Below are 23192 nucleotides of genomic sequence, written 5' to 3'. Positions count from 1 at the left end.
ATTACACCTCATTACTTATAGGATTATCTAAATCAACTGTTAAATATTTTTTTACTTTGCCTTCCATACGCATACGTAGCAATGCCTTCACATTAATTTTGGGTCCAAACAATGTTTGTCTTAACACTTGCGCATGCGCCTTTTTAGTATCGATTGACTGTTCTATTACTTCACTTACAATCGCAAATAATTCATCTGCATTGACGTTATTATATTGTGAAAAATGATGTATTAATTCTGAAATTTGATTTTGAATCACAGCGTGTTGAAACTTAGCAATAACCGCTTCAATATTCTCAGCAGCTAAACTTTTATTTGTAATCTTAACATTGGGTAATTGTCTTGTTAGAGTCTTTAAATCAATTCTAGAACCTCCTAGATCTCTCACCATAAATTTCATTTGAAAATCTGGTCCTAAACTAACAATAGTATTTTGCATATGTGCTTCTAAAGCAATTCCATAATCTTGTATATAGCCAATTAATGGTTGGATAAGTGTTTCAGCATAGTGACTTATAAATTGTTTAATTGCTTTGTTTGTTACACCTACCCCTAGCCATTCTAAATAACTATCAACGATGACCTGGTTATCTACAGGATTTTTATTTACTAAACTGCCAGTTACTAAAGTAAGTCCATTTGTTGTGGTTTGTGGTTCATAACGCACGATACAAGCTAATTGACGTGCTATATCTTCATTAGTTTGGGCATGTATACCATAAGGTTCCATTGCTACTTTTAACTGTGGGTAAACATTTAACATTTCTTGTAACTCATAACTTAACTTTGGCCCATCCACCGTTGTAACAGGGGAAACAGTTCTTATTGCACTTGTGGCTTGAATATCGACTGGTAACTTAATATGGAATGGCTTATTCATTAACGCCATTGTTCTGAACGATAATGTTGCTTTCGCTTCAACTTCAAATGGTGTAGTTAAAAGACGATGTTCCTCTAACCAGTATACAAATTGTTGTGGAATCACGTTTTCATATTGCCATGGATGCACGAGTATAGCGCGATAATCGTTTAATTCTAAATGATGCGGTTCTAAAAATGCTTTCAATTTATATCTATATTCAGGTATCACGTGGTTTAATATATATTGATCATCTTCTTCCATCGAAGTCGCTACACTATCTTGCTTATGAATAAGCATCACTTTTAATGCAATCGTCTTTTCAAATTCAGGTGCATATAATTTAATTTCTTCATTCGTTAATGGTAATTTCGTTTTGGTTAGTGGATGCGTTGGATGTCCTTCTATGACGAGACTTTCAGAATAACTTAAATCATTAATACCATTATCTTCTTTCATATGCTGTAACCATGTAAAGAAATTGATGGTTACTGGCAATCTTGAAAACTTTAAACTAGCCTGAATCATTGACTGTCTATGGTTAAAATGTTCATAGCTCAATGCAAGTCCTGCACGACTGGACTGTAATTCTTCAGTTAGCCGTTGGCTAATTGGGGTATTAAATTGATTATTTAATACCTCAAGCAATTGTTCTAATGTTTTAATGGAAACAATATTGTCACCTTTTATATAGTGAATTTCACCGTTGAAGACATAACGCATCATCGCACTTTTTCTTAAATAAGATACATTTAACGCTTGCCCTTTATATTGTAATTCTACGTAATTATCAAATTCCTTAAAAAACATTTTTTCTGGAAAAATGTTTTCTTTAAGAACCGCGTTCATTATGCGGTGTTGAATATTCTCATCTGCCAATTTCCAAATATGATGCATCATACAACATTGCCTCCATTTTTTCTTTGTCTATTCATCATGCCAAATACCAATGTGATAATGACAGTACTTAGCCCCATGATGATAAAAGTCTCGATGATACCGATATATTCTGTTAAAAAACTCATTATCATCGCTCCTAATGGAATCATCCCTCTATCCATCATTACAACACTAAGTATCTTCCCTCTATGCTCTGATTTAACACGATGCTGAAAATATATTCTGTTAGTCGTACGTGCCCATTGGCTAAAAAGCCCGATTAAGAATACTGAAATAAAAAATATAATCATATTTGGGCTAATACTTACTAATAGTGAAATACCAAATAATATTGAACTAAAATAATACATTTTTACCATTGATATACTTTCTAGTACTTTAGGCAAAATCATTGTTGCAATAATACCACCAATTGCAGCACAGGTCATTGCAGACCCAAACATGGTTACTTGTTCAGGAAATGTTTTATCTGTTAAAACTGGTAACAATGATGTATATGTAAAACCTGTAGCCATGATAAATAAAGAAGTTAAAAATATTCTAGCCCCGATTTTGTTGTTACTAAAATAGTTGAAGACAAATTTAGTATTCATTGTTTCTTTCTCTTTAACTAAATGCGATGGCTTAAATTTCAAAGGCAAACACATCATCAACGAAATAAAGTAGGCTATAGCTTGGATATTAAAACTTATTTGTGCGTTATAACCTGCTATTACAAATCCCGCTATGGCTGGACCAATAGATCGACATATATTGATTATAAATGAATGATATGAGACTGCTTGAGTCGTAGTTAAACGCTCTGTTAAATCTGGCAGAACAGATTGGCGCACTGGTGTTTCTATAGCGCCCATCACACCTCTTCCAAGTGAATATAATAAAAATACTATTATTGGTAACTCCCCATTTAAAAAGATTAAAAAACACAGTAAAGTGGTAAGTAATAAAGAAGTAGAGATGGTTATTTTCAATAATTTTCCTCTATTGCATCTATCTGCTAACGCGCCCGCCCATACACTAATGAGCAAAATAGGTACAAGTCGGAAAAAATTAATGAGTCCAAGGTAAATTGCGTTATGATATAACGTATATACATACCAATTTAAAGTGATATGTCCAATCCAATTTCCTAGAAACAAAAAGAAAGAACTTGGAAAAAAATATTTTGCCATACATTTCACCCGACTTTTTAATTGATAATAATTATCATTATCGATATTATGGATTATACAAATATCTTATACTTTTGTAAAATAATTTTTTTAGAGGTGCTTTATGAATTCAAAAAGTATTAATTATAATTTAATAAATAAAATGACTAATGATGAACAATATGCTTTTGATTATTTATCGTCTATAAATCAAACATGGGCAAATTTATTTCAAGAAGTGTTATTAGAAAGTAGAGATAAAATATCGCAAAGATTGATCTCATCTTTATATCGAGAAAATTTAGTACAGAGTCATCAACACAGCAAAATTATTGATAACAAAGATGTAGGCGCGCCTCAACTATCTGAAGAAAATAAATTATTATCTATTGCTTTCCCTAAAATTAACAAAACCTTGTATGCACCTATAACAGGTACGCACGCTTTTGATCGTCTAGCCGTCACTGGACCGTTTTATTTAGAAGAAGACGACCATGTCGAAAGAGTTTTACATCCAAATGACGTTTTAAACTGTATTTTATCGGTAGCCCCAGAATTAGATAATGCAGCTAGTGCTCAATTCTATGAAGATTTAAATAATAGCGTGGCAAATATGGCGATTGCATTAAGCTACCAAAAATATTTATTAGAGCAGAATAATCAATCCTTAAATGATTTAATCACCAAAGCAAAAGATAGTTATTTAGCCTCTGAACAGTTTGTTATTGAAGGCCACCCGCTCCATCCCGGTGCAAAATTGCGCAAAGGCATGACACCTGAAACAGTTATCAACTATTCAGCAGAATTTGGTCAGTCTATTCCTTTACAATTTATATTAATACATAAATCTATAGCTAAATTTCAGACATGTTCGGGAGATTATAATAATTTAATTTATAATTTATTTAATGGGTTAAAAACTGAAGTTATAAAACAGGTTGGTGCAGAATATATCAATCAATATGTCGTTATGGTTGTACACCCTTGGCAATATGATCATATTCTCTTAAAAGCGTATTCAAAAGAACTAGAACAACAAGAAATCATCCCTATTGAATATCAACAATCGTATTTTGCAGGATTATCTTTTAGAACGTTGATGCCAAAATTTCCTGAAACCTTGCCACATATTAAATTATCAACCAACGTTCACATTACTGGAGAAATTAGAACACTATCTGAGCAAACAACCATAAATGGTCCGCAAGTTACGTGCATACTCAATGATATTATACAAAATGATACATTATTCAACCATATTCAGGCTGATACGATTGACGAACTAGCAGGAATCCACTTTTATAACGTTTCAGATAAAGCAGACCAAACCATTAGAAGTGAACAACTAGGGACCTTATTTAGAACAAACATATATAACTTAATCAAAGAAAATACAATACCTATGGTTCCTTCTGTGTTAGTAGCATCGACAATCTATAATGACGAACCGCCCATTGTATCATTAATCACTAAATATCAAGTGGCGAAGAAAATTCATAGCTTTGAGTCAGCTGCTTTAGTTTGGATTAAGCACTATAGTCAAGCGTTAATAGATTTAGTAATACCGCTTTACGTTAAATATGGTATTGCACTTGAAGCCCATCTACAGAATGCTATTGCTACATTTGGAGACGACGGCCTATTAGATATGCTTTATATACGTGATTTTGAAGGTTTACGAATTGATACATCGCATTTAAATAAAATGGGGTACAGTACAGCAGATTTTCATGAAAAATCGTTAATTTTAACCAATCAATCACAAACGGTATTTAATAAAGTCTTTTACTCAAGTATCCAAAACCATCTTGGTGAATTAATTGCTAGTATTGCACAATCAAGTAATCATAAACAATTAGAAAACCAAATTTGGTCAATCGTACGTGACTTATTAACTAAAAAACTAGACGATATTGCGCGTACAATCGATGATCAACAAAGAATAAATCAAATCAAATCAATCTTATTTGCGCCAAAAATAGATTATAAATGTGTAACAACGATGCGTTTAGTGGATGAAGCAGATTACTATACTTATATACAGGTTGACAACCCGTTACATTACAATTAATAAAGCGCCTGAACATTTTATTTCAAATAGCAAAATAAAACTACTGATAAGCAGATGCTTATCAGTAGTTTTATAATTTATATTGATATTAAGAATTATTGTAATCCTTTGTCTTCGTTATTTGAATTTTGGCTTTTTTCATTTTTTTGTGTCCATTCTTTTCTAGTCATCACATCTTCAACACGCATATTTACTTCAACCACTTCAAGACCAGTGATATATTTGACTTGTTCTTTAACTAAGTCAGTAACTTTGCGGAAGATTTTTGGTGCTGATTCACCGTATTCTAAAATAACTTTTAAGTCTACTGCTGCTTGTTTTTCTCCAACTTCAACACTAACGCCTTGTGTCACGTTGCTCGTGCTACCAAATGAACTAGAAATGTTATCAACGAATCCGCCTTTCATTTCTAAAATGCCATTCACTTCACGTGCAGCAATACCAGCAATTTTTTCAATTACTTCGTCAGAGAAAGTTAATTTATTATTGAATTGTGGTTCTTGCTGTTGCTCCTGTTGTTTTTGTTGTTGCTCTTGTTCTTTTTCATTTACTCCTGTTTGGTTATCATATGCTTGTTTAGCTTTGTTATTATCTACTGCCATAATTAATTCTCCTTTGTTTTATAAGATTTTTAATTGCTAAATATTGAATCAATAAGAATTAACTCCATCGATTTAAGAAATTCAGAAAATCTTGTTTACGGTCTTTAGTATACCCGATGCCAATTCCAATCAAACATAAAATAATAATTAATATTGTGCTCCAGAAACCTAATGTTAAAAATAATATTGCGATAATCAAGAATGCTAAAAATCCGATTATTCTCCATTTAAATGTTTTAAAAAAATCAACAACTTCTTGTGTAGAATCTTGTCTTTGTTGGTTATTATTGTTAGCCATGATAACCCTCCCTTACAACACACGTTTGCCTGAGGTTTTTTGATCTCTAACATTAACCTCTAATTTTGAAACTGGTAATTCTGTGAAATGCTCAACGTTTTGCTTAATATCATTTCTAATTTCTTCTGTTAATGAACCAACCTGAACATCACCAGGAACAAAGAAATCTGCTTTTAAAGCAATATGCGATTTCTTTTTCTTGTTATATAGTTTAGCTATAACATTAGGTTGTCGAATTTGATCATAATTTACAAGCGTATCGTAAGCAGATTTTTCTACTGCTTTTCTGGATACGTAAATATGTCCATCTTCGTAATCTTTATAAAGTCCAGGTTTTCTATACGTAGGTTTAAACAAGCTAAATACAAGTATGAGACCTATGATAATGAGCAATGCTGCTAAGCCAATAAGTGTTGGTTCAAACCAATTAAATTGATTGAAATAGTTTTGATACTCGCTAATTCTAGAATCTTTAATATACATAAATAGCAAGAACCCAACGATGACCACGATTAATAGGCCAAGTATAAAATTTTTAATTCGTTTCACCTCGTATGACACCTCCTATAGTTAAATTATATGTATATGTCATACATACTTAATACCCCTATTAAAAAACATAGAAACATTTTATATTGAATTTATAATCTATTTGGTAAAATAATTTTTCGTTAGTTGCTATTCTCTGTCTGTGTATTGGTTTGATCGTCTTGATGCGCCTTGCGATATTGTAAATACTTATCATCTGAAATAAACAATTTGTTACTAGGTCTTGGCTTCTCTATAGATAATGATTTAAATAAAGACCAAATCATAAATATGATAACAATAGAAAATGGCAAGGCTGCAATAATTAATAAATTTTGAATGGATTGCGTACCACCAGTATAAATCATAATCATAGCAAATAATGCTAAAATAACACCCCAGCTCACTTTAACAATGCCTGAAGGGTTAATGCTTCCTTTAGAACTCAGCATACCTAACACATAAGTGGCTGAGTCTGCCGAAGTGACAAAAAAGATTATAATAACAACAAGTGTAATGATGCTAAGTAAAAATCCTAATGGGAAATGTTCAAGTGTTGCAAACGTTGCTGTTTCGGTTGCTTCTTTAGCAATATTTGCAATGCCGCTTTGTTGTAAATAAATAGCAGAAGCGCCGAATACTGCAAAGAATAAGAAACAAACAAGCGCGGGTACGAATAACACGCCTAAGATAAATTCTTTAATTGTTCTACCACGAGAGACTCGAGCGATAAATATACCTACAAACGGCGCCCAAGAAACCCACCATGCCCAATAGAAGATCGTCCATTGTTGTAACCATTGAAACTTTTCTCCTCCTGATTGTGGGATACGTAAACTCATATTAAAGAAATTCGCAATATAATCACCAAGTGAATTGGTAAATGTATTTAATATATTTAACGTTGGCCCAACACAGAATAAAATGATTAACACGATGAAAGCTAAGAACATATTGATATTACTTAAACTCTTAATCCCTTTATCAATACCTGACCAAGCTGACCATGTAAATAATATAGTGGCGATAACGATAATTGTAGCTTGTGTCATAAAATTAGAAGGCAAATCAAACAGAAAGTTTAGGCCTTCGTTAATTTGTAGCGCACCAAAACCAAGTGTGGCAGCAACTCCTGTCACCGTAGCAATAATAGCGAGTACATCAATTGCCCCGCCAATGGGTCCCTTCATCATTTTATCTCCTAGTATTGGTCTTAGTGTGGCACTAACCAATCCCGGATATCCTTTATGAAAGTTAAAGTACGCAAATATAAGGCCGACGATGCCATAAACAGCCCAAGCATGTACACCCCAATGGAAAAATGAGAATTGCATCGCTTCATTAATTGCGGTTTGAGAACCAGCTTTATGTATTGGCGTTAATGTGAAGGCATGGCTTATCGGTTCCGCTGTTGTCCAAAACACCAAGCCTATCCCCATACCTGCACTAAATAACATAGCAAACCATGACTTTAATGAAAATTCTGGGTCTTCACCCTCTTCACCTAAAGTTATTGTTGAATATCTAGAAAACAGTAAATAGATTGAAACTACTAATATGGCAAGTACTAATAATAAATAGTACCATCCGAAATGAACTGCGATAAAATTAGTGATATTTTGGGTGATTGTTTCTAATTGTTTAGGTGCAACTGCACCATATATAACAAATAGCGTGCAAATAGTTAATGCTACCCAAAAAACAACTGTTAATTTTTTAAAACGCATATTAAAATGACACTCTCCCTTTGCTTGATGTGACACTTATACCCTCACAATGTTTTATTATTCGTAAATTACATATTTATATACATTTAACGTAATGTTTAAAGTGTAATATGCTAGATCATTTTTTATTTTATCTTATAATTGTGTTTTTACAATTATTAGTGCTTATTCTATTAAATTTAAGCGCATATAATTAATTCATTATTATATAGACTAGAACGCATTTATATTATATTTTCTACACCAATTTCATATCCAAACCTAGGATAACTTAAATAAAAAAAGGCCGAAACACTACTAATGTTTCGGTCACAAATATAATCAGAGAGTAAAATTGAACTTTTTATTCAGATTGAAATAACAAGTTTACCAACCATACTCTGATCTTCTATTTTTTTATGCGCTTGGTAAATATTATCTGCTGTTAAACCATTGATTACTTTATTAACTGTCGGTTTATAAATGCCCGCTTCTATTTTATCAGCAATATCTTTTAAGTATTCCCCATGTATGCCCATATCTTCTGTTTCATTTAATGGACGTGAATACATATACTCATGTGTAAACGTAATACTCTTTGGTTTTAATAAGTTTAAATCTTGTTTATTATTAAATGCTACGATTGTTGCTATGATACCGCGAGGTTTAATTAATTCAATCATTTTTTCATAATACAGGTCTGTATCAAATGTGCAAAAGATATAATCTACTTCACTAATTTCATATTTTTTGAACTCATCTGCTAGATTATTTTTATGATTCAACACAATGTCCGCACCTAATGATTTTGACCAATTATATGTTTCATCACGCGAGGCGGTTGTAATAACATGTAATCCATAATGTTTTGCAATTTGTGTAGCAATACTACCAACGCCACCCGCACCATTGATAATTAATAAAGATTTGCCTTTATTATCTTCAGGGTTATGCGAGATTTTAAAAACATCAAACAATGTTTCAGAAGCTGTTAAACCAGTTAGAGGTAAACTTGCCGCTTCTGTGTCAGAAATATTATTAGGTTTGAACGCTACCAGTTGTTCATCTACAAGTTGGTGTGTTTGATTTGAACCTTGGTAAGCAGGTGAACCCGAATAATAAACTTCATCGCCCGCTTTAAAATATTTCACTGCATCTCCTACTGCTTCTACAACACCTACAGCATCGTAGCCTAAAATCCTAGGTGCTTCATTAAGAGGAGATTGTCTAATTTTAGTATCTACAGGATTGACACTGATAGCCTTTAAACGGACTAATAGCTCACGTTGTTTAGGCTGTGGCATCTCTTGTTCCATTTCATAAAATTGGTTACCTTCATTTAATTTAAATGGTTTGTCTGCACCTACTGCTTTCATACGAGCATCTCCTTCAATTATAAATTATTTGATACTTGAACAACTTGTTTACCAAAATTATCACCAGTAAATAAATTTCTAAAAGCATTAGGCAAATTGTCAAAACCTTCTACAATAGAAGTCTTCGTTTTTATCTTATCTTCGCTTACCCATTGTGCAAGATTTTTACTTGCGTTTGTAAAATCATCGGCGTAATTAGCAACAATAAACCCTTTCATAAGTGCTTGTGATTTTATTAAAATTGGTTGTATACGTGGTCCAAACTCAATTTCTTCGTTATTGTATCCAGAAATAGCGCCACAAACTGGGATTCTAGCAAATTGATTTAAATGTTTCATTACTTCATCTGCTACATCGCCACCAACATTTTCAAAGTAAACATCTACGCCATCAGGCACAGCTTGAGCTAATTGTTCAGAAAAGTCATCAGCTTTATAATCTACGCTTGCATCAAAACCTAATTGCTCGGTTAAATATTTCGTTTTTGTTGTGCCACCTGCAATGCCAACCACGCGCGCGCCTTTTATTTTAGCAATTTGACCCACGACTGATCCTACAGCTCCTGATGCTGCAGAGACGACAACAGTTTCGCCTTCTTTAGGGTCCCCAATTTTTAACAAGCCATGATAAGCAGTTTGTCCTGTCATTCCTAAAACACTGAGATATAAATAGGAAGGTATATCTGTTTGAGTAATTTTATTTATATTTTGTGCTGATACGTTTGATACTTTTTGCCATGGTAACTGTCCCATTACCATATCACCTTTCTCAAATGAATCAGCTTTTGATTGAACGACTTTTCCGACAATATGTCCTGATAATGGTTCGTCCAATTGAAATGGTTGTACATATGATTCGCTATCATCCATTCTCCCACGCATATATGGGTCTACTGATATATAAATAGCTTCTACTTGAATTTCATCATTGTTTGGCTCATCTAGTTCAACAGTTTCATATCTAAAAACCTCATCTGAAGGTATGCCCTCAGGTCGTTTTGCTAATACAGTGCGTTCTGTTTTCATTATTTTGCCTCCATTTCGTCTTTGCCCTCATTCTATAGATATGTAGTTATACAATCAATCAAATCGCTTATCTGTATTTTTAATATCATGTTATGCTATCTAAATATAACAATGCGTAATTACCTGTTAAGGAGAGTTGGATATGAGATTAAGTATTTTAGATTACGTTCCGATTTTTGAGGGGCGTAATGCAACTCAAGCTATTAATCATTCAATTGAATTGGCGCAATTAGCCGAATCTTTAGAATTTTATCGATTCTGGATTGCAGAACATCATAAAGTATTTTCAGTAGCTTCTAGTGCTCCTGAAATGCTTATGATGACCCTCTTAGAAAATACTAAAACAATGCATATTGGCAGCGGTGGGGTTATGTTGCCTCACTATAGTGCCTACAAGATAGCAGAAATTTTTAAAATAATGGAAGCACGTCATTCTGACAGAGTTGATTTAGGTATTGGGCGTTCATATAGTTTTAAAAATGTAAATCACGCATTAAATGAAAATAAAACGGCTCATGTTGATTTTAATACACAAATTAAAGATTTAATAGATTACTTTAATGATAACAGTGAACATCAACGATTTACTGGATTATATGCAACGCCATTCATTCAAACACAGCCTACCATGTATTTGTTAGGCACCAGTCAACAAAGCGCTAAGCTTGCTGCACAACAAGGCTTACCCTTTGTTACAACATTAATGGGACAGAATAAAGATAAAATCAATACTTCTATAAGCTACTATCGCCAGTTATTTAAAACATTATATCCAAAGCAATCACCCTATGTCATTATTTCAACCTTTGTTATCACTGCTGATAATATGCAAAAAGTAAAAGATTTGGAGCGAGCTTTTCATCTTTGGTTACTCCGTATTAGTTATTTAAATCAACCAAAAACTTACCCTTCAATTGCTTATGCAAAACAAAGACAGTCTTCGAATAGAGAATTAGAAAAAATAAAACAAAACGAAAAGCGTGTTATAAGTGGTTTACCAGGTGAAGTATTTTTAAAACTACAAGAAATCGCTACGTATTATAATGCGGATGAAATAATGATTCAACCACATGTATTCGCTGAACAAAATCGAAAAAACTTATTATACTTATTAGCATCTGAAAAAGATAAATTTGAATCAACATAATGTTTTGTTTCTTAACATCTAATAAATACGATGAAAAAGTGTAGTACAGAAATGAATACAAGCACTGAAGCACTTATATAAACCACTGTTGTTTTCTTAAAATGGGCTCGCCTAAGGTAAACTTATGTATCAATCCCACTCATTCAATACTTTTAGGAGTGGGACTTTACTATTTTTGTTCTATTTAATCTTTGTTATGAATATGAGTAGCGCGGATATTAATGAATACCTCAGCTAAATTGAAATTTACCTTATTTATCTTTCCATAAAAATTCATTTACTCTATCTATCACTTGTACGTTATGAGGTAATTCACTGTGCTTGGCTTTAGGGCCATTAACTTTATATTCTGTATAACCGTCATGTTGGTTTGGTAATAAATATTTGAGTGATTTAGAGGATACATTAGTCACTTTACCATCAGAATTTGTCCCATCTTTCAGATCTCCATAAATATTTAAAACTTTTGAATTTCTAGGATAATGATCTTTCATTGTTAATAAATTTCTATATTTTTCTAACATTTTATTAGGCTTTCCCCTCTTATCTATTTCTATATCCAAATCTAACCCATTGATATCAACTTCACCGTTAAAGTTCCCAGCTAGGCTTACTTGTTTATTTAATTTAGGTAATTGTTGGTTATCACCATAATTTAACATATAGTAACTAAAAGACTGATTTCCCATTGAATGTGCTACGAAATTAAACTTTTCAAAATGGTACATCGCATTAAAGGTATAAATGACATTTTTAATCCATCGCGCATTTTCATACACGTTCTTATTCCTATTATCTTCTAGTATGATTTTAATCATAGGGCGTTTGGCGTTAGGATCTATTGTCCCTTCAAATGTCACCTTTCCATTTGGCTTAACTTTTGCTTCAATGATTTCGTTTGTATCGCCTTTTTGAACAGCGAAATTCACCATATAATTCTCTGAATACTTTGCTCCTCCAAAACCATGTAAATAAAAAGTGGGGATTGATTCACTGTCATTTATGTTTTTAATAATTGGTTTATTGAGTACTTGATCTCTTAACAGAACCATACTGCTAGATAAAATAATTAGCATCATTACTATTAAACATTTTTCTAATATCATACGTTGCTTATTGAATGACATACGCATTACCTCTAATACATTTTTCATTTGTTATACCCGTCATATTGTGACTTATTCAATTTAATCGCTAATAAATAGTTATATGATTAATACACATTAATTGTATAGAATAAAAAAACTTCCCATACAATGATGGGAAGTTCAAAAAATATTAGATATGATACTAGTACACACAATGTATGAACAAAATGTCTTTAATTAAACGCAAATTGCTGAGGCAGTTTACGTACCCAGACTGTATGCGAATACTTTCGCAATAGTTCGGACAAATTAACGTTTTGAGAATTGTGGTGAACGACGAGCTTTTTTAAGACCTGGTTTTTTACGTTCTTTCATACGTGGGTCACGAGTAAGTAATCCAGCGCGTTTTAAAGAACTTCTATACTCAGGATCAGCTTCTAATAATGCACGTGCAATTCCGTGACGGATAGCTTGTGCTTGTCCAGTAAAGCCACCACCGTGAACGTTAACTAATACATCATAGTTCCCTTTAGTTTCTGTAACATCGAATGGTTGGTTTAAGTCTAAGATTAATGATTCGAATGGTAAGTAGCTACGTACATCATTGTTATTAACAGTAATGTTACCTTCGCCAGGTACTAAACGTACACGTGCTACTGAGTTTTTACGACGGCCTGTGCCTTTATATTCAACTTGTGCCAATGTAATTTCCTCCTTTTAATTAACCACGTAACTCGTAGTTTTCTGGTTGTTGTGCAGCGTGTGGATGTTCAGCGCCACCATAAACAAATAATTTCTTGCCTTGTTTTTCGCCTAAACGAGTGCTTGGTAACATACCTTTAATTGAAGTTTCAAGTAAACGTTCTGGGTTTTTAGCTTTTAATTCACCAGCAGAAACTGATTTGATTCCGCCTGGATGATTACTATGACGATAATACATTTTATCTTGTTCTTTATTACCAGTGAATTGGATTTTAGCAGCGTTGATGATAATTACATAATCACCTGAATCAACGTGTGGTGTATAAGTTACTTTATTTTTACCGCGTAGAATAGCAGCTACTTCTGATGATAAACGACCAAGTGTTTTACCTTCAGCATCAATAACATACCATTTGCGCTCAATGTTTGCTTCATTAGCCATAAATGTTTGACGCATATAATTGTCCTCCTAGAATAAATAAATGGTTCTTGTCTAATTAAAATGATATTTAAACTTAAATTCATTTATTTTGTTAATTTATTATTTCTACGTGCTTCTATATCTTGTTACACAATAAGATTCCGGGGCTTATCGTGGGGTGATATAAAACAATACCGTTAGTTATCGTATAATTTTTATGCCGTTTTGTCAATGTAATTTACCTATTTTGTGTAGATTTTTTTCGGTGAATTTTAATGTTTTCACCAAAGTCATTCATAAGCGATTGAGGTGATAGATAAATATGTTCTAAATACAATCCTTCAGCAGGGGCAGTGAATGGTACTTTATTACGATTCTTCTCTTCTAATAGTTGAGGGACGCTTTCTGGATTATATTTCCCTTTTCCTACACTAATTAAAAATGCTACTAGTACACGTACCATATTATATAGAAAACCTGAACCCGTGACCACATAATCAAAACCGTATGTAGTTTTTTCTATTCTGCTCTCATACAGGGTACGCACTTTGCTTTCAACTTCTGTTTTTTGAGAACAAAAACCAGTAAAATCATGGGTTCCTATAAACAGCTGTGCAGCTTGTATCATCTTGTCAAAATCTAAATTATCATAGACATAGGCTTTTAAACCACATTCAAACGGATCTTTATGTGCTGATTGATATATCTTATAGCGATAAGTTTTTCCTACACAATCATACCGACAATGGAAAGACTCATCTACAAATGCCACTGAGTTGACATAAACGTCATCAGGTAGCGCACGATTCATAGCGTATTGCCATTGATCGGCTGAAATATTCAGTTCGGAATCAAAATGAAAATACTGCTCAAATGCATGTACGCCACGATCTGTTCTGCTAGTAGGATGTATTCTAACGTGACGTTTATGCATACGTTTAAGTATTTTTTCGAATTGCTGTTGTACTGTTCTGCCATTATCTTGAATTTGGAAACCCAAGAATTGACTACCTTGATATGAAATATTTACTAAAACACGAACCATCCTTTACACTCCTATATGCTTTAATATGAATAATATTATTGCTATTGGTACGATTAACATTAATAACAGACTATCAGCCCATCGCCAGTATAATTTACGATAACTTGTGCGCTTTTTATGCGTTTCATATCCTCTGACTTCCATGGCTATTGCTAAATCTTCAGCTCTTTGAAATGCTGAAATAAATAAAGGAACCAATAATGGGATGAAGGCTTTAACTCTGTTGATTAAGCCACCAGAACTAATTTCTGAACCTCTTGATTTTTGTGCTAATATAATTTTATCTAATTCATTCATTAATGTCGGAATGAAGCGTAAAGCAATGGACATCATCATACTCAATTGATGAACTGGTATTTTAATAATTTTTAATGGCGATAATAATCTTTCAAATGCATCTGTAAGGTCTAAAGGACTTGTTGTTAAAGTCATGATGGTAGATATCATAATAATAAACATTAATCTTAAAACAATATAGATCCCTTCTAATATGCCGTTTGTATCGATAGAAAGGAAGCCGAGTTCAAATATACGCACGCCGCCTTTTGTTAAAAATAAATGCATTAAAAATGTAAAAATGAGAAAAATCCATATTGGTGTTAAGCCCTTAATAAGAAACCATGATTTTATGCGAGAAGCTTTCATTATAATAAAAATGATTAAGAACAACCACAAATAAGTGGCAAATGAATGGGCAAAAAATATTAATATGATAAATAGAAATACAAATATTAATTTTGCACGTGGGTCACGTCGATGAATAATAGTATCTAATGGAAGATATCGTCCTATTATGAACTTATCCCTCATCTGCTTGCCACTCCTTATACATATCAGTAAATTCTGATTCTGTTAATGCGACGTGACCAAATTCAAATTGATATTTTGCTTCCACATCTCTTTGCAATTTAACAATATCTGGCACATCTAAATGCATTTCATTAACATATTCATCAGCACTAAATAATTTTCTTGGGGAACAACTTTCGATTAATTTACCATGTTTAATGATTTTCACTTCATCCACATATTTCGCTACATCATTCATTTCATGTGTAACTAATATGATTGTTTTATTTTGCTCAGTTTGAAGTTGCTTTATCATTTCCATAATTTGTGTTCTACTTTTTGGATCCAAACCAGCCGTAGGTTCATCTAAAATAACGATATCCGGATCCATAGCTAATATAGAAGTGATTGCTATTTTTCTCATTTGCCCACCTGACATTTGAAATGGGGATTGTTCAAGGATATCTCTATTAAAACCAAATTCTAATAATAATTGAAATGCGCGTACTTTAACTTCATCCATATTCATATTAAAATTCTTAGGACCAAATAAAATTTCTCTCTCGACCGAATCTTCAAAAAGCTGTGATTCAGGAAATTGGAAAACGACGCCTACACGCTTACGAATTTGTTTCAAAAACTTATCCTTTGTTTTATGTGTGATTGTAATGTCATCGACCTCTAATGCGCCATCAGAAGGTTTTAACAATCCATTAATATGTTGTATCAATGTGGATTTACCTGAGCCCGTTTGGCCTATAACAGCGTAATACTTTCCTTGCTCAAATGTAGTTACAATATCTGCAAGCGCAAGATGCTCATAAGGTGTTCCTTTTTGGTAAACATAAGTCACTTGATTAAATTTAACAGTCATAATTTGTCTACCAACCCCTCATACGAAATGTAGTCAGTAACACCTAACAGTTGCTTATTCATTCTCATCGCAAATGGTAAATCTAAACCAATTTCCGTAAGCGCATCACCTTGGCTAAAAATGGCTTGTGGCGAACCCGTTTGATATAATGAGCCTTTATTTAAAACAATTAAATGATCAGCACCAACGGCTTCTGACAAATCATGTGTAATGGATATAATCGTTACATCTTTTTCTTCTTTTAAGCGATGTATTAATGAGAGTAATTCTTTTCTACCTTCAGGGTCTAACATAGAAGTGGCTTCATCTAAAACAATAATATCTGTATTCAATGCTAAAACACCTGCTATCGCAACACGTTGTTTTTGCCCTCCAGAAAGCGACTGTGGTTCATAAGTAGCTCTATCTAACATATCAACATCCATTAACGCGTTAGGCACAATGGCTTGCATATCCTCATATGACACGCCATTGTTCTCTAACCCAAACGCCACATCGAATTCTACAGTTGAACCAACAAATTGATTTTCTGGATTTTGAAATACAATCCCTATATGTCGTCTTAGTTCATTTAAATTCTCATCATTAATACAAACGTCGTTTAAGTATATTTGACCTTCAAATGGCTTTTCAATACCAATCATCAATTTAGCTATAGTAGATTTACCCGAACCGTTATGGCCTACTATAGATGTCCATTTGCCTTTAGGGATACGAAATGATACATCATTTAACGCAAGTGGTTCATCGCTATTATATTTAAATGATACATGATTAAATATAATCATGCCTTCTTCTTGCGTCATCATATCAATTGCCTCCTAAATCTATACTTTCTCATCATATATTATCTTATTTTACATGAAAAATTAAAAAGAATCACTGTTTCTTCTCTAATTATTTTTAATTTTCATATTAAATTATACTCCTTCGTCTATATCAATGTACTGTCTTATATAAGTCAAAGTGCTTTATTAAATGCAGGATAGATTTAACATAATACTTTCGTGTTTTTCACAAATATATGCAAGTAATACACTAAACTTATTTTGCTAGTACTGCTTATGTATTTGCTTTAGCAAATATAATTGTCATTCACAGAACACAAAAAAAACAAATTTTTCAGTTCGCTATTGCATAAGTCTAAAGCAGCACGCTAAACTTTCTTTAGCTAGCACTGCTTATGCATTCGCTTATCGAATGTATTCCTTTTTTATTCTGAAGAATTAAGGTTCTGCAGTTCGCTATTGCTTCGCAATTGCATAAGTCCCCCTAAATTCTGAAGAATTAAGGGGGACTAAATAAAAAAGCGCGCACCCCATCTATTTGAGTTCACGCTTTAAAGTTTATTAAGTTTGATGGGGTACTCTGAGCTAGACAATATCTGTATGTGGCAAACATTATCGTTGCACTCATTTGCTTTATATATAGTAGTACGTATATTTAAATTAAACTAATTCTATAATTACTGATTCAGCACCGTCACCACGACGTGGGCCTACTTTAAGGATACGAGTGTAGCCACCTTGACGTTCTGTATAACGTTCAGCAACTTCACCAAATAATTTTTGAAGTGCAGTTTGTGTTGTTTCATCTTCATTTAAGATTTCAACATTACGCAAAGTCTTAGCTGCTTGACGACGAGATGCTAAATCTCCTTTTTTACCTAAAGTGATTAATTTTTCAACAACACTACGTAATTCTTTTGCACGTGCTTCTGTAGTTTCAACACGTTCACTTATGATAAGTGAAGTAGCTAAGTCACGTAACATCGCTTTACGTTGATCAGAAGTACGACCTAATTTTCTGTAACCCATGAGTTAACCTCCTTTTTTATTAATCTTCTTTTCTTAGACCTAGACCTAAATCTTCGAGTTTATATTTAACTTCTTCTAATGATTTACGACCTAAATTGCGGACTTTCATCATGTCAGCTTCAGATTTATCAGCTAATTCTTGAACAGAATTAATACCCGCGCGTTTTAAGCAGTTATATGAACGTACAGATAAATCCAATTCTTCGATAGACATTTCAAGTACTTTTTCTTTTTGGTCTTCTTCTTTTTCAATCATGATTTCAGCATTTTGTGCTTCATCAGTCAATCCAACGAAGATGTTTAAATGTTCAGTTAAGATTTTTGCCGCTAGAGAAACAGACTCTTGTGGCGTGATTGAACCGTTAGTCCAAACATCTAAAGTTAATTTATCAAAATCACTACTTTGACCTACACGTGTATTTTCTACTGTATAGTTAACACGTTCTACTGGTGAATAAAGTGAATCCACTGGAATTACACCAATTGGTAAATCACTAGTGTTATTTTGTTCTGCTAATGCGTAACCTCTACCCTTATTAGCAACAAGACGGATTTTTAAATGTCCACCTTTAGAAACTGTTGCGATTTTAATCTCAGGATTTAAAATCTCTACATCACTATCATGAGTAATGTCACTTGCAGTTACTTCGCCTTCATCTTTTACATCAATTTCTAATGTTTTGTCTTCTTCAGAATAAATTTTTAATGCTAGTTTTTTGATGTTCATAATAATTGTCGAAACATCTTCTACAACATTATCTATTGCTGAGAATTCATGTAACACACCTTCGATTTCGATGTACTTAACGGCTGCACCTGGTAATGAAGATAGTAGGATACGACGTAAGGAGTTTCCTAGTGTAGTACCGTAGCCACGTTCTAGTGGTTCAACAACGAACTTACCGAATTTAGCATCTTCACTAATTTCAATTGTTTCAATTCTAGGTTTTTCGATTTCAATCATTTACAAATATCCTCCTTGATTACGTCGACTTAAATTATACTGTATTTCTCAGTGACCTGCGACAATAACGATAATATTATACGCGACGACGTTTTGGTGGACGACAACCATTATGTGGTACTGGAGTAACGTCACGGATTGCAGTTACATCTAATCCAGCTGATTGTAATGCACGGATTGCTGATTCACGACCAGGACCTGGTCCTTTAACAGTCACTTCAACCGTTTTTAAGCCATGTTCCATAGCTGCTTTCGATGCAGTTTCTGAAGCCATTTGAGCTGCAAAAGGTGTTGATTTTTTTGATCCTTTGAATCCAAGTGCACCTGCTGATGACCATGATAAAGCATTACCAAATTCATCAGTAATAGTTACGATTGTATTATTGAATGTTGAGCGGATGTGTGCTACACCATTCTCAATATTCTTTTTCACTCTACGTTTACGAGATACTTGTTTACGTGCCATTTAAAATTTGCCTCCTTTACCTATTATTTTTTCTTGTTAGCTACAGTTTTAACTGGACCTTTACGAGTACGAGCATTGTTTTTTGTCTTTTGTCCGCGTACTGGTAATCCGCGACGGTGACGAATACCACGGTATGATGAGATTTCCATTAAACGTTTAATGTTTAAGTTTTGCTCACGACGTAAGTCACCTTCTACTTTATAGTTGTCAACTACTTCACGGATACGACCTAATTCGTCATCAGTTAATTCGTTAACGCGTGTATCTGGTGATACATTAGCTTCTTCCACAATCTTTTTAGCTGTAGTAGTGCCGATACCATATACATAAGTTAAAGAAATAACAATACGTTTTTCACGTGGAATATCTACTCCTGCAATACGTGCCATAATTATTTACACCTCTCTTTTATTAGCCTTGTCTTTGTTTATGTTTTGGGTTGCTACAAATTACCATTACTTTACCTTTACGTTTAATGACTTTACATTTTTCGCAAATTGGTTTTACTGATGGTCTTACTTTCATTTTAATACCTCCCTATATTATGGAGTGACGATTATTTATAACGATACGTAATTCTGCCGCGTGTTAAATCATACGGAGACATTTCTACTGTTACTTTGTCGCCAGGTAGAATACGAATATAATTCATTCTGATTTTGCCACTCACGTGAGCTAAAATCTCATGACCATTTTCTAATTCTACTTTAAACATTGCATTTGGTAAAGTATCTAATACTGTACCTTCTAATTCAATAACATCTTGCTTAGCCATTTATTAACTTCCCCCTTTTTACAATAGTTGGTTATCGTCTAAGATCAACTCTAACCATACGAGTCTATAAGTGTTGTTAATAAGTTCAACAAAAATAAAATGAATTACTATATCGCATTGTCACTCTTTCGTTTATACTCTTGGCATTACATAGACCGTACAAAGTTGATACTATTTTAGATTCTCAAGAATTTCGATTACGTCTGAAGTAACCTCTTTAATATCTTTTGAACCGTCAATGTTTTTCAATACATTTTCATTATCATAGTATTCTAAGATAGGCTTAGATTGTTTAACATTGACATTTAAACGATTTGCAACTGTCTCTGGGTTGTCATCTTCACGTTGGTATAATTTACCGCCGTCAATATCACAAATGCCGTCAACTTTTGGAGGATTGAATACAAGATGATAAGTGGTTCCGCATTTTTCGCAAATTCTACGACCAGTAAGGCGGTTCATTAATTCTTCTTCAGGGACCTCTATATTGATAACAGCGTCAATTGTTCTATCTAATTCTTGCATGATTTCACTTAATGCTTTAGCTTGTTCAATAGTACGAGGAAAGCCGTCAAGTAAGAATCCTTTTTTTGCATCGTCTTCTGAAATTCTATCTTTAACGATGCCCACAGTAACTTCATCAGGGACTAATTCTCCACGATCCATGTACGATTTAGCTTCTTTGCCTAAATCCGTTTCATCTTTAATCGCTTTTCTGAACATGTCTCCAGTAGATATGTGTGGAATCGGGAATTTCTTAACAATTTCACTCGCTTGAGTTCCTTTACCTGCGCCAGGTAAACCCATTAAAATGATATTCATAAGTGCCCTCCTACAATTTATCTACCACCAAAGCCTCTATAATCTTTTTGACTCACTTGAGCTTCAAGACTCTTCATTGTTTCAATCGCAACACCAATTACGATAAGTAGACTTGTACCACCAACTTGAATACTTTGTGGTAAATCCATCACCTTAGTGGCAATGATTGGAAGAATAGCAACGACTGCTAAGAATATTGATCCTACAAAGGTCAATCTGTAGAGAACTTTAGTAATATATTTTTTGGTTTGTTCGCCAGGTCTGATCCCTGGGACATAGCTTCCTTGTTTTTTAAGGTTATCAGACATCTTTTCAGGATTGACTTGTACAAATGCATAGAAATAAGTGAAAGCAATGATGAGTACTACGTAAACGATCATTCCGATATTATTCGATGGATTTGCAACGTCAGATATTTTTTGCGCCCAACTAGCATCAGGGAAGAACAATGTTAATGTTCTTGGTAATAAGAAGAACGCCATTGCAAAGATGACTGGTATAACCCCTGCAGAGTTAACTTTCAAAGGTAAATATGTTGCTTGTGAACCTAATCGTTGTGCTGATTGTTTTTTCGCATATTGAATTGGTATTTTACGAATAGCTTGTAGTACAAATATTGCACCAACTGTTAATAATATCATTCCAACAATTAATCCAATAACTTTTAACCATGCTAATGTTGTATCATCTTGCCCCACAAAGGATTGTTGGTAGAACTGGATTAATGATGAAGGTAATGAAGATAAAATACCACCAAAGATTATAATGGAAATACCATTACCAACACCGAATTGAGTGATTTGTTCACCTATCCAAATTAAGAATGCGGTACCCGCTGTTAACACAACAGCTATCGTTAAATAACTAATTACTGATTGGTCTATAATAAGTTGTCCTTGTAAATAATTATTAAACTGGAACGCCATACCTATAGATTGGATAAATGCAAGTACAATTGCAAAATAACGTGTTACATTATTAAGTTTCTTTCTACCTGCATCACCTTGTTTTGCCCACTCAGAAAACTTCGGAACAATATCCATTTGTAATAACTGCATCACAATAGATGCAGTGATATAAGGCATTATACCCATGGCAAAGATAGAAAAGTTCTGCAAGGCTCCGCCACCAAATGTGTTTAACAAGTCAGTGACACCTTGAGAACCTTGTTGACTGTCAAATGCAGCTGGATTTACACCAGGTGCAGGAATATAAGTACCTATTTTAAAAATAACTAACATTGCGAGAGTAAAAAAGATCTTGTTACGAACTTCTTTTGTAGTAAAGAAGCTCACAAGCGTTTGAAACATTAGATCACCTCGTGTGCTCCGCCTTTAGCATCAATAGCTTCTGCTGCAGATGCAGAGAATTTGTTAGCTTTCACTGTTAACTTCTTGTCAAGTGAACCTTTACCTAATACTTTAATACCAGATTTTTCACTTTTAACTACACCAGATTCTACTAATAAAGCAGGAGTTACTTCAGTACCATCCTCAAATTTATTAAGTTGGTCTAAGTTAACAATAGCATATTCTTTGCGGTTAATGTTAGTAAAGCCTCGTTTTGGTAAACGACGGAATAAAGGTAATTGTCCACCTTCGAAACCTGGTCTTAAACTACCACCTGAACGCGCTTTTTGTCCTTTTTGTCCACGGCCACTAGTTTTACCGTTACCAGTAGCTGCACCACGACCTACGCGGTTACGAACTTTGCGAGAACCTTCTGCTGGTTTTAACTCATGTAATTTCATTTCGGCACCTCCTTAA

Annotated in this window: 26 protein-coding genes; 2 read left to right on the top strand and 24 right to left on the bottom strand. The window is 33.5% G+C overall.

Annotated elements, in window-relative coordinates; all coding sequences use genetic code 11:
* Position 1: 1 nt before the first annotated feature.
* Together BJG89_RS04270 and BJG89_RS04265 are read right to left on the bottom strand one after the other, a co-directional pair.
* Complete coding sequence (locus BJG89_RS04270; RefSeq protein ID WP_096808716.1) at positions 2-1759, bottom strand: IucA/IucC family protein; 1758 nt, start codon at positions 1757-1759, stop codon at positions 2-4.
* Positions 1756-2931 carry an MFS transporter gene (locus BJG89_RS04265; protein ID WP_096808715.1) on the bottom strand — a complete coding sequence of 392 codons (1176 nt, stop codon included), beginning with the start codon at positions 2929-2931 and terminating at the stop codon, positions 1756-1758. The genes BJG89_RS04270 and BJG89_RS04265 overlap by 4 nt, the downstream gene beginning before the upstream one ends.
* Positions 2932-3049: 118 nt before the next feature.
* On the opposite strand from BJG89_RS04265, the gene BJG89_RS04260 reads away from it, so the two are divergent.
* Positions 3050-4981 carry an IucA/IucC family protein gene (locus BJG89_RS04260; RefSeq protein ID WP_371871910.1) on the top strand — a complete coding sequence of 644 codons (1932 nt, stop codon included), beginning with the start codon at positions 3050-3052 and terminating at the stop codon, positions 4979-4981.
* Positions 4982-5076: 95 nt separating this feature from the next.
* Here BJG89_RS04260 and BJG89_RS04255 read toward each other — a convergent pair whose 3' ends face one another.
* The 6 genes from BJG89_RS04255 to BJG89_RS04230 form a co-directional block, all read right to left on the bottom strand.
* Complete coding sequence (locus BJG89_RS04255) at positions 5077-5583, bottom strand: Asp23/Gls24 family envelope stress response protein (RefSeq protein WP_096808713.1); 507 nt, start codon at positions 5581-5583, stop codon at positions 5077-5079.
* Positions 5584-5641: 58 nt separating this feature from the next.
* Complete coding sequence (locus tag BJG89_RS04250; protein WP_096808712.1) at positions 5642-5881, bottom strand: DUF2273 domain-containing protein; 240 nt, start codon at positions 5879-5881, stop codon at positions 5642-5644.
* A gap of 12 nt (positions 5882-5893) precedes the next feature.
* A complete protein-coding gene (gene amaP, locus BJG89_RS04245) occupies positions 5894-6430 on the bottom strand; it encodes an alkaline shock response membrane anchor protein AmaP (protein ID WP_096808711.1) in 537 nt (178 codons plus the stop codon).
* A 122-nt stretch (positions 6431-6552) separates the two neighbouring features.
* Complete coding sequence (locus BJG89_RS04240) at positions 6553-8136, bottom strand: BCCT family transporter (RefSeq protein ID WP_096808710.1); 1584 nt, start codon at positions 8134-8136, stop codon at positions 6553-6555.
* A 347-nt stretch (positions 8137-8483) separates the two neighbouring features.
* A complete protein-coding gene (locus BJG89_RS04235) occupies positions 8484-9491 on the bottom strand; it encodes a zinc-binding alcohol dehydrogenase family protein (protein WP_096808709.1) in 1008 nt (335 codons plus the stop codon).
* 17 nt (positions 9492-9508) lie between these two features.
* On the bottom strand, positions 9509-10516 hold the full coding sequence (locus tag BJG89_RS04230) for an NADP-dependent oxidoreductase (protein ID WP_096808708.1): 1008 nt from the start codon (positions 10514-10516) through the stop codon (positions 9509-9511).
* 142 nt (positions 10517-10658) lie between these two features.
* On the opposite strand from BJG89_RS04230, the gene BJG89_RS04225 reads away from it, so the two are divergent.
* Positions 10659-11663: an MsnO8 family LLM class oxidoreductase gene (locus BJG89_RS04225; protein ID WP_096808707.1), complete on the top strand. Its 1005-nt coding sequence runs from the start codon at positions 10659-10661 to the stop codon at positions 11661-11663.
* Between the two features lie 251 nt (positions 11664-11914).
* Here the strand turns inward: BJG89_RS04225 and BJG89_RS04220 are convergent, their stop codons facing one another.
* The 16 genes from BJG89_RS04220 to rplO form a co-directional block, all read right to left on the bottom strand.
* Positions 11915-12817, bottom strand: coding sequence for an alpha/beta hydrolase (locus BJG89_RS04220; protein ID WP_232514216.1), 903 nt, complete (start codon positions 12815-12817; stop codon positions 11915-11917).
* A gap of 243 nt (positions 12818-13060) precedes the next feature.
* Positions 13061-13453 carry a 30S ribosomal protein S9 gene (gene rpsI / locus BJG89_RS04215; RefSeq protein WP_217983399.1) on the bottom strand — a complete coding sequence of 131 codons (393 nt, stop codon included), beginning with the start codon at positions 13451-13453 and terminating at the stop codon, positions 13061-13063.
* 19 nt (positions 13454-13472) lie between these two features.
* A complete protein-coding gene (gene rplM, locus BJG89_RS04210) occupies positions 13473-13910 on the bottom strand; it encodes a 50S ribosomal protein L13 (protein ID WP_096808705.1) in 438 nt (145 codons plus the stop codon).
* 202 nt (positions 13911-14112) lie between these two features.
* The gene (gene truA, locus BJG89_RS04205) at positions 14113-14919 is read right to left on the bottom strand and encodes a tRNA pseudouridine(38-40) synthase TruA (RefSeq protein ID WP_096808704.1); all 807 of its coding nucleotides are present in this window, start codon (positions 14917-14919) and stop codon (positions 14113-14115) included.
* Between the two features lie 3 nt (positions 14920-14922).
* Positions 14923-15729: an energy-coupling factor transporter transmembrane component T family protein gene (locus BJG89_RS04200; RefSeq protein ID WP_096808703.1), complete on the bottom strand. Its 807-nt coding sequence runs from the start codon at positions 15727-15729 to the stop codon at positions 14923-14925.
* Complete coding sequence (locus BJG89_RS04195) at positions 15719-16582, bottom strand: energy-coupling factor transporter ATPase (RefSeq protein WP_096808702.1); 864 nt, start codon at positions 16580-16582, stop codon at positions 15719-15721. The genes BJG89_RS04200 and BJG89_RS04195 overlap by 11 nt, the downstream gene beginning before the upstream one ends.
* Complete coding sequence (locus tag BJG89_RS04190) at positions 16579-17388, bottom strand: energy-coupling factor transporter ATPase (RefSeq protein WP_096811200.1); 810 nt, start codon at positions 17386-17388, stop codon at positions 16579-16581. The genes BJG89_RS04195 and BJG89_RS04190 overlap by 4 nt, the downstream gene beginning before the upstream one ends.
* Positions 17389-18030: 642 nt before the next feature.
* Positions 18031-18399, bottom strand: a complete 369-nt coding sequence (rplQ, locus tag BJG89_RS04185; protein ID WP_096808701.1) for a 50S ribosomal protein L17 — start codon at positions 18397-18399, stop codon at positions 18031-18033.
* 19 nt (positions 18400-18418) lie between these two features.
* Positions 18419-19363 carry a DNA-directed RNA polymerase subunit alpha gene (locus tag BJG89_RS04180; protein WP_019468661.1) on the bottom strand — a complete coding sequence of 315 codons (945 nt, stop codon included), beginning with the start codon at positions 19361-19363 and terminating at the stop codon, positions 18419-18421.
* Between the two features lie 76 nt (positions 19364-19439).
* Positions 19440-19829: a 30S ribosomal protein S11 gene (gene rpsK / locus BJG89_RS04175; RefSeq protein WP_096808700.1), complete on the bottom strand. Its 390-nt coding sequence runs from the start codon at positions 19827-19829 to the stop codon at positions 19440-19442.
* Positions 19830-19852: 23 nt separating this feature from the next.
* Positions 19853-20218, bottom strand: coding sequence for a 30S ribosomal protein S13 (gene rpsM / locus BJG89_RS04170; RefSeq protein WP_096808699.1), 366 nt, complete (start codon positions 20216-20218; stop codon positions 19853-19855).
* A gap of 22 nt (positions 20219-20240) precedes the next feature.
* Entirely contained in the window at positions 20241-20354 is a 114-nt protein-coding gene (gene rpmJ, locus BJG89_RS04165; protein WP_002482634.1) for a 50S ribosomal protein L36, read from the bottom strand.
* Between the two features lie 31 nt (positions 20355-20385).
* Positions 20386-20604: a translation initiation factor IF-1 gene (gene infA / locus BJG89_RS04160; protein ID WP_001118443.1), complete on the bottom strand. Its 219-nt coding sequence runs from the start codon at positions 20602-20604 to the stop codon at positions 20386-20388.
* A 171-nt stretch (positions 20605-20775) separates the two neighbouring features.
* Entirely contained in the window at positions 20776-21426 is a 651-nt protein-coding gene (locus BJG89_RS04155; RefSeq protein ID WP_096808698.1) for an adenylate kinase, read from the bottom strand.
* 17 nt (positions 21427-21443) lie between these two features.
* Positions 21444-22736 carry a preprotein translocase subunit SecY gene (gene secY / locus BJG89_RS04150; RefSeq protein ID WP_096808697.1) on the bottom strand — a complete coding sequence of 431 codons (1293 nt, stop codon included), beginning with the start codon at positions 22734-22736 and terminating at the stop codon, positions 21444-21446.
* Positions 22736-23176 (bottom strand): 50S ribosomal protein L15, encoded by a 441-nt coding sequence (gene rplO / locus BJG89_RS04145; protein ID WP_096808696.1) that lies wholly within the window; start codon positions 23174-23176, stop codon positions 22736-22738. The genes secY and rplO overlap by 1 nt, the downstream gene beginning before the upstream one ends.
* Between the last annotated feature and the right edge of the window lie 16 nt (positions 23177-23192).

It is taken from the genome of Staphylococcus nepalensis, assembly GCF_002442935.1.
GTDB classification, from domain to species: Bacteria; Bacillota; Bacilli; order Staphylococcales; family Staphylococcaceae; genus Staphylococcus; species Staphylococcus nepalensis.
Note: the sequence above shows the minus strand (reverse complement) of the source record. Positions and strands in the feature narration are given on the sequence as shown.

Coding starts and splice junctions, on each gene's coding strand:
- BJG89_RS04270 (WP_096808716.1), bottom strand. CDS start 1,759: ATGATGCATCATATTTGGAAATTGGCAGATGAGAATATTCAACACCGC.
- BJG89_RS04265 (WP_096808715.1), bottom strand. CDS start 2,931: ATGGCAAAATATTTTTTTCCAAGTTCTTTCTTTTTGTTTCTAGGAAAT.
- BJG89_RS04255 (WP_096808713.1), bottom strand. CDS start 5,583: ATGGCAGTAGATAATAACAAAGCTAAACAAGCATATGATAACCAAACA.
- BJG89_RS04250 (WP_096808712.1), bottom strand. CDS start 5,881: ATGGCTAACAATAATAACCAACAAAGACAAGATTCTACACAAGAAGTT.
- BJG89_RS04240 (WP_096808710.1), bottom strand. CDS start 8,136: ATGCGTTTTAAAAAATTAACAGTTGTTTTTTGGGTAGCATTAACTATT.
- BJG89_RS04235 (WP_096808709.1), bottom strand. CDS start 9,491: ATGAAAGCAGTAGGTGCAGACAAACCATTTAAATTAAATGAAGGTAAC.
- BJG89_RS04230 (WP_096808708.1), bottom strand. CDS start 10,516: ATGAAAACAGAACGCACTGTATTAGCAAAACGACCTGAGGGCATACCT.
- BJG89_RS04225 (WP_096808707.1), top strand. CDS start 10,659: ATGAGATTAAGTATTTTAGATTACGTTCCGATTTTTGAGGGGCGTAAT.
- BJG89_RS04220 (WP_232514216.1), bottom strand. CDS start 12,817: ATGAAAAATGTATTAGAGGTAATGCGTATGTCATTCAATAAGCAACGT.
- rplM (WP_096808705.1), bottom strand. CDS start 13,910: ATGCGTCAAACATTTATGGCTAATGAAGCAAACATTGAGCGCAAATGG.
- truA (WP_096808704.1), bottom strand. CDS start 14,919: ATGGTTCGTGTTTTAGTAAATATTTCATATCAAGGTAGTCAATTCTTG.
- BJG89_RS04200 (WP_096808703.1), bottom strand. CDS start 15,729: ATGAGGGATAAGTTCATAATAGGACGATATCTTCCATTAGATACTATT.
- BJG89_RS04195 (WP_096808702.1), bottom strand. CDS start 16,582: ATGACTGTTAAATTTAATCAAGTGACTTATGTTTACCAAAAAGGAACA.
- BJG89_RS04190 (WP_096811200.1), bottom strand. CDS start 17,388: ATGACGCAAGAAGAAGGCATGATTATATTTAATCATGTATCATTTAAA.
- rplQ (WP_096808701.1), bottom strand. CDS start 18,399: ATGGGTTACAGAAAATTAGGTCGTACTTCTGATCAACGTAAAGCGATG.
- BJG89_RS04180 (WP_019468661.1), bottom strand. CDS start 19,363: ATGATTGAAATCGAAAAACCTAGAATTGAAACAATTGAAATTAGTGAA.
- rpsK (WP_096808700.1), bottom strand. CDS start 19,829: ATGGCACGTAAACAAGTATCTCGTAAACGTAGAGTGAAAAAGAATATT.
- rpsM (WP_096808699.1), bottom strand. CDS start 20,218: ATGGCACGTATTGCAGGAGTAGATATTCCACGTGAAAAACGTATTGTT.
- rpmJ (WP_002482634.1), bottom strand. CDS start 20,354: ATGAAAGTAAGACCATCAGTAAAACCAATTTGCGAAAAATGTAAAGTC.
- infA (WP_001118443.1), bottom strand. CDS start 20,604: ATGGCTAAGCAAGATGTTATTGAATTAGAAGGTACAGTATTAGATACT.
- BJG89_RS04155 (WP_096808698.1), bottom strand. CDS start 21,426: ATGAATATCATTTTAATGGGTTTACCTGGCGCAGGTAAAGGAACTCAA.
- secY (WP_096808697.1), bottom strand. CDS start 22,736: ATGTTTCAAACGCTTGTGAGCTTCTTTACTACAAAAGAAGTTCGTAAC.
- rplO (WP_096808696.1), bottom strand. CDS start 23,176: ATGAAATTACATGAGTTAAAACCAGCAGAAGGTTCTCGCAAAGTTCGT.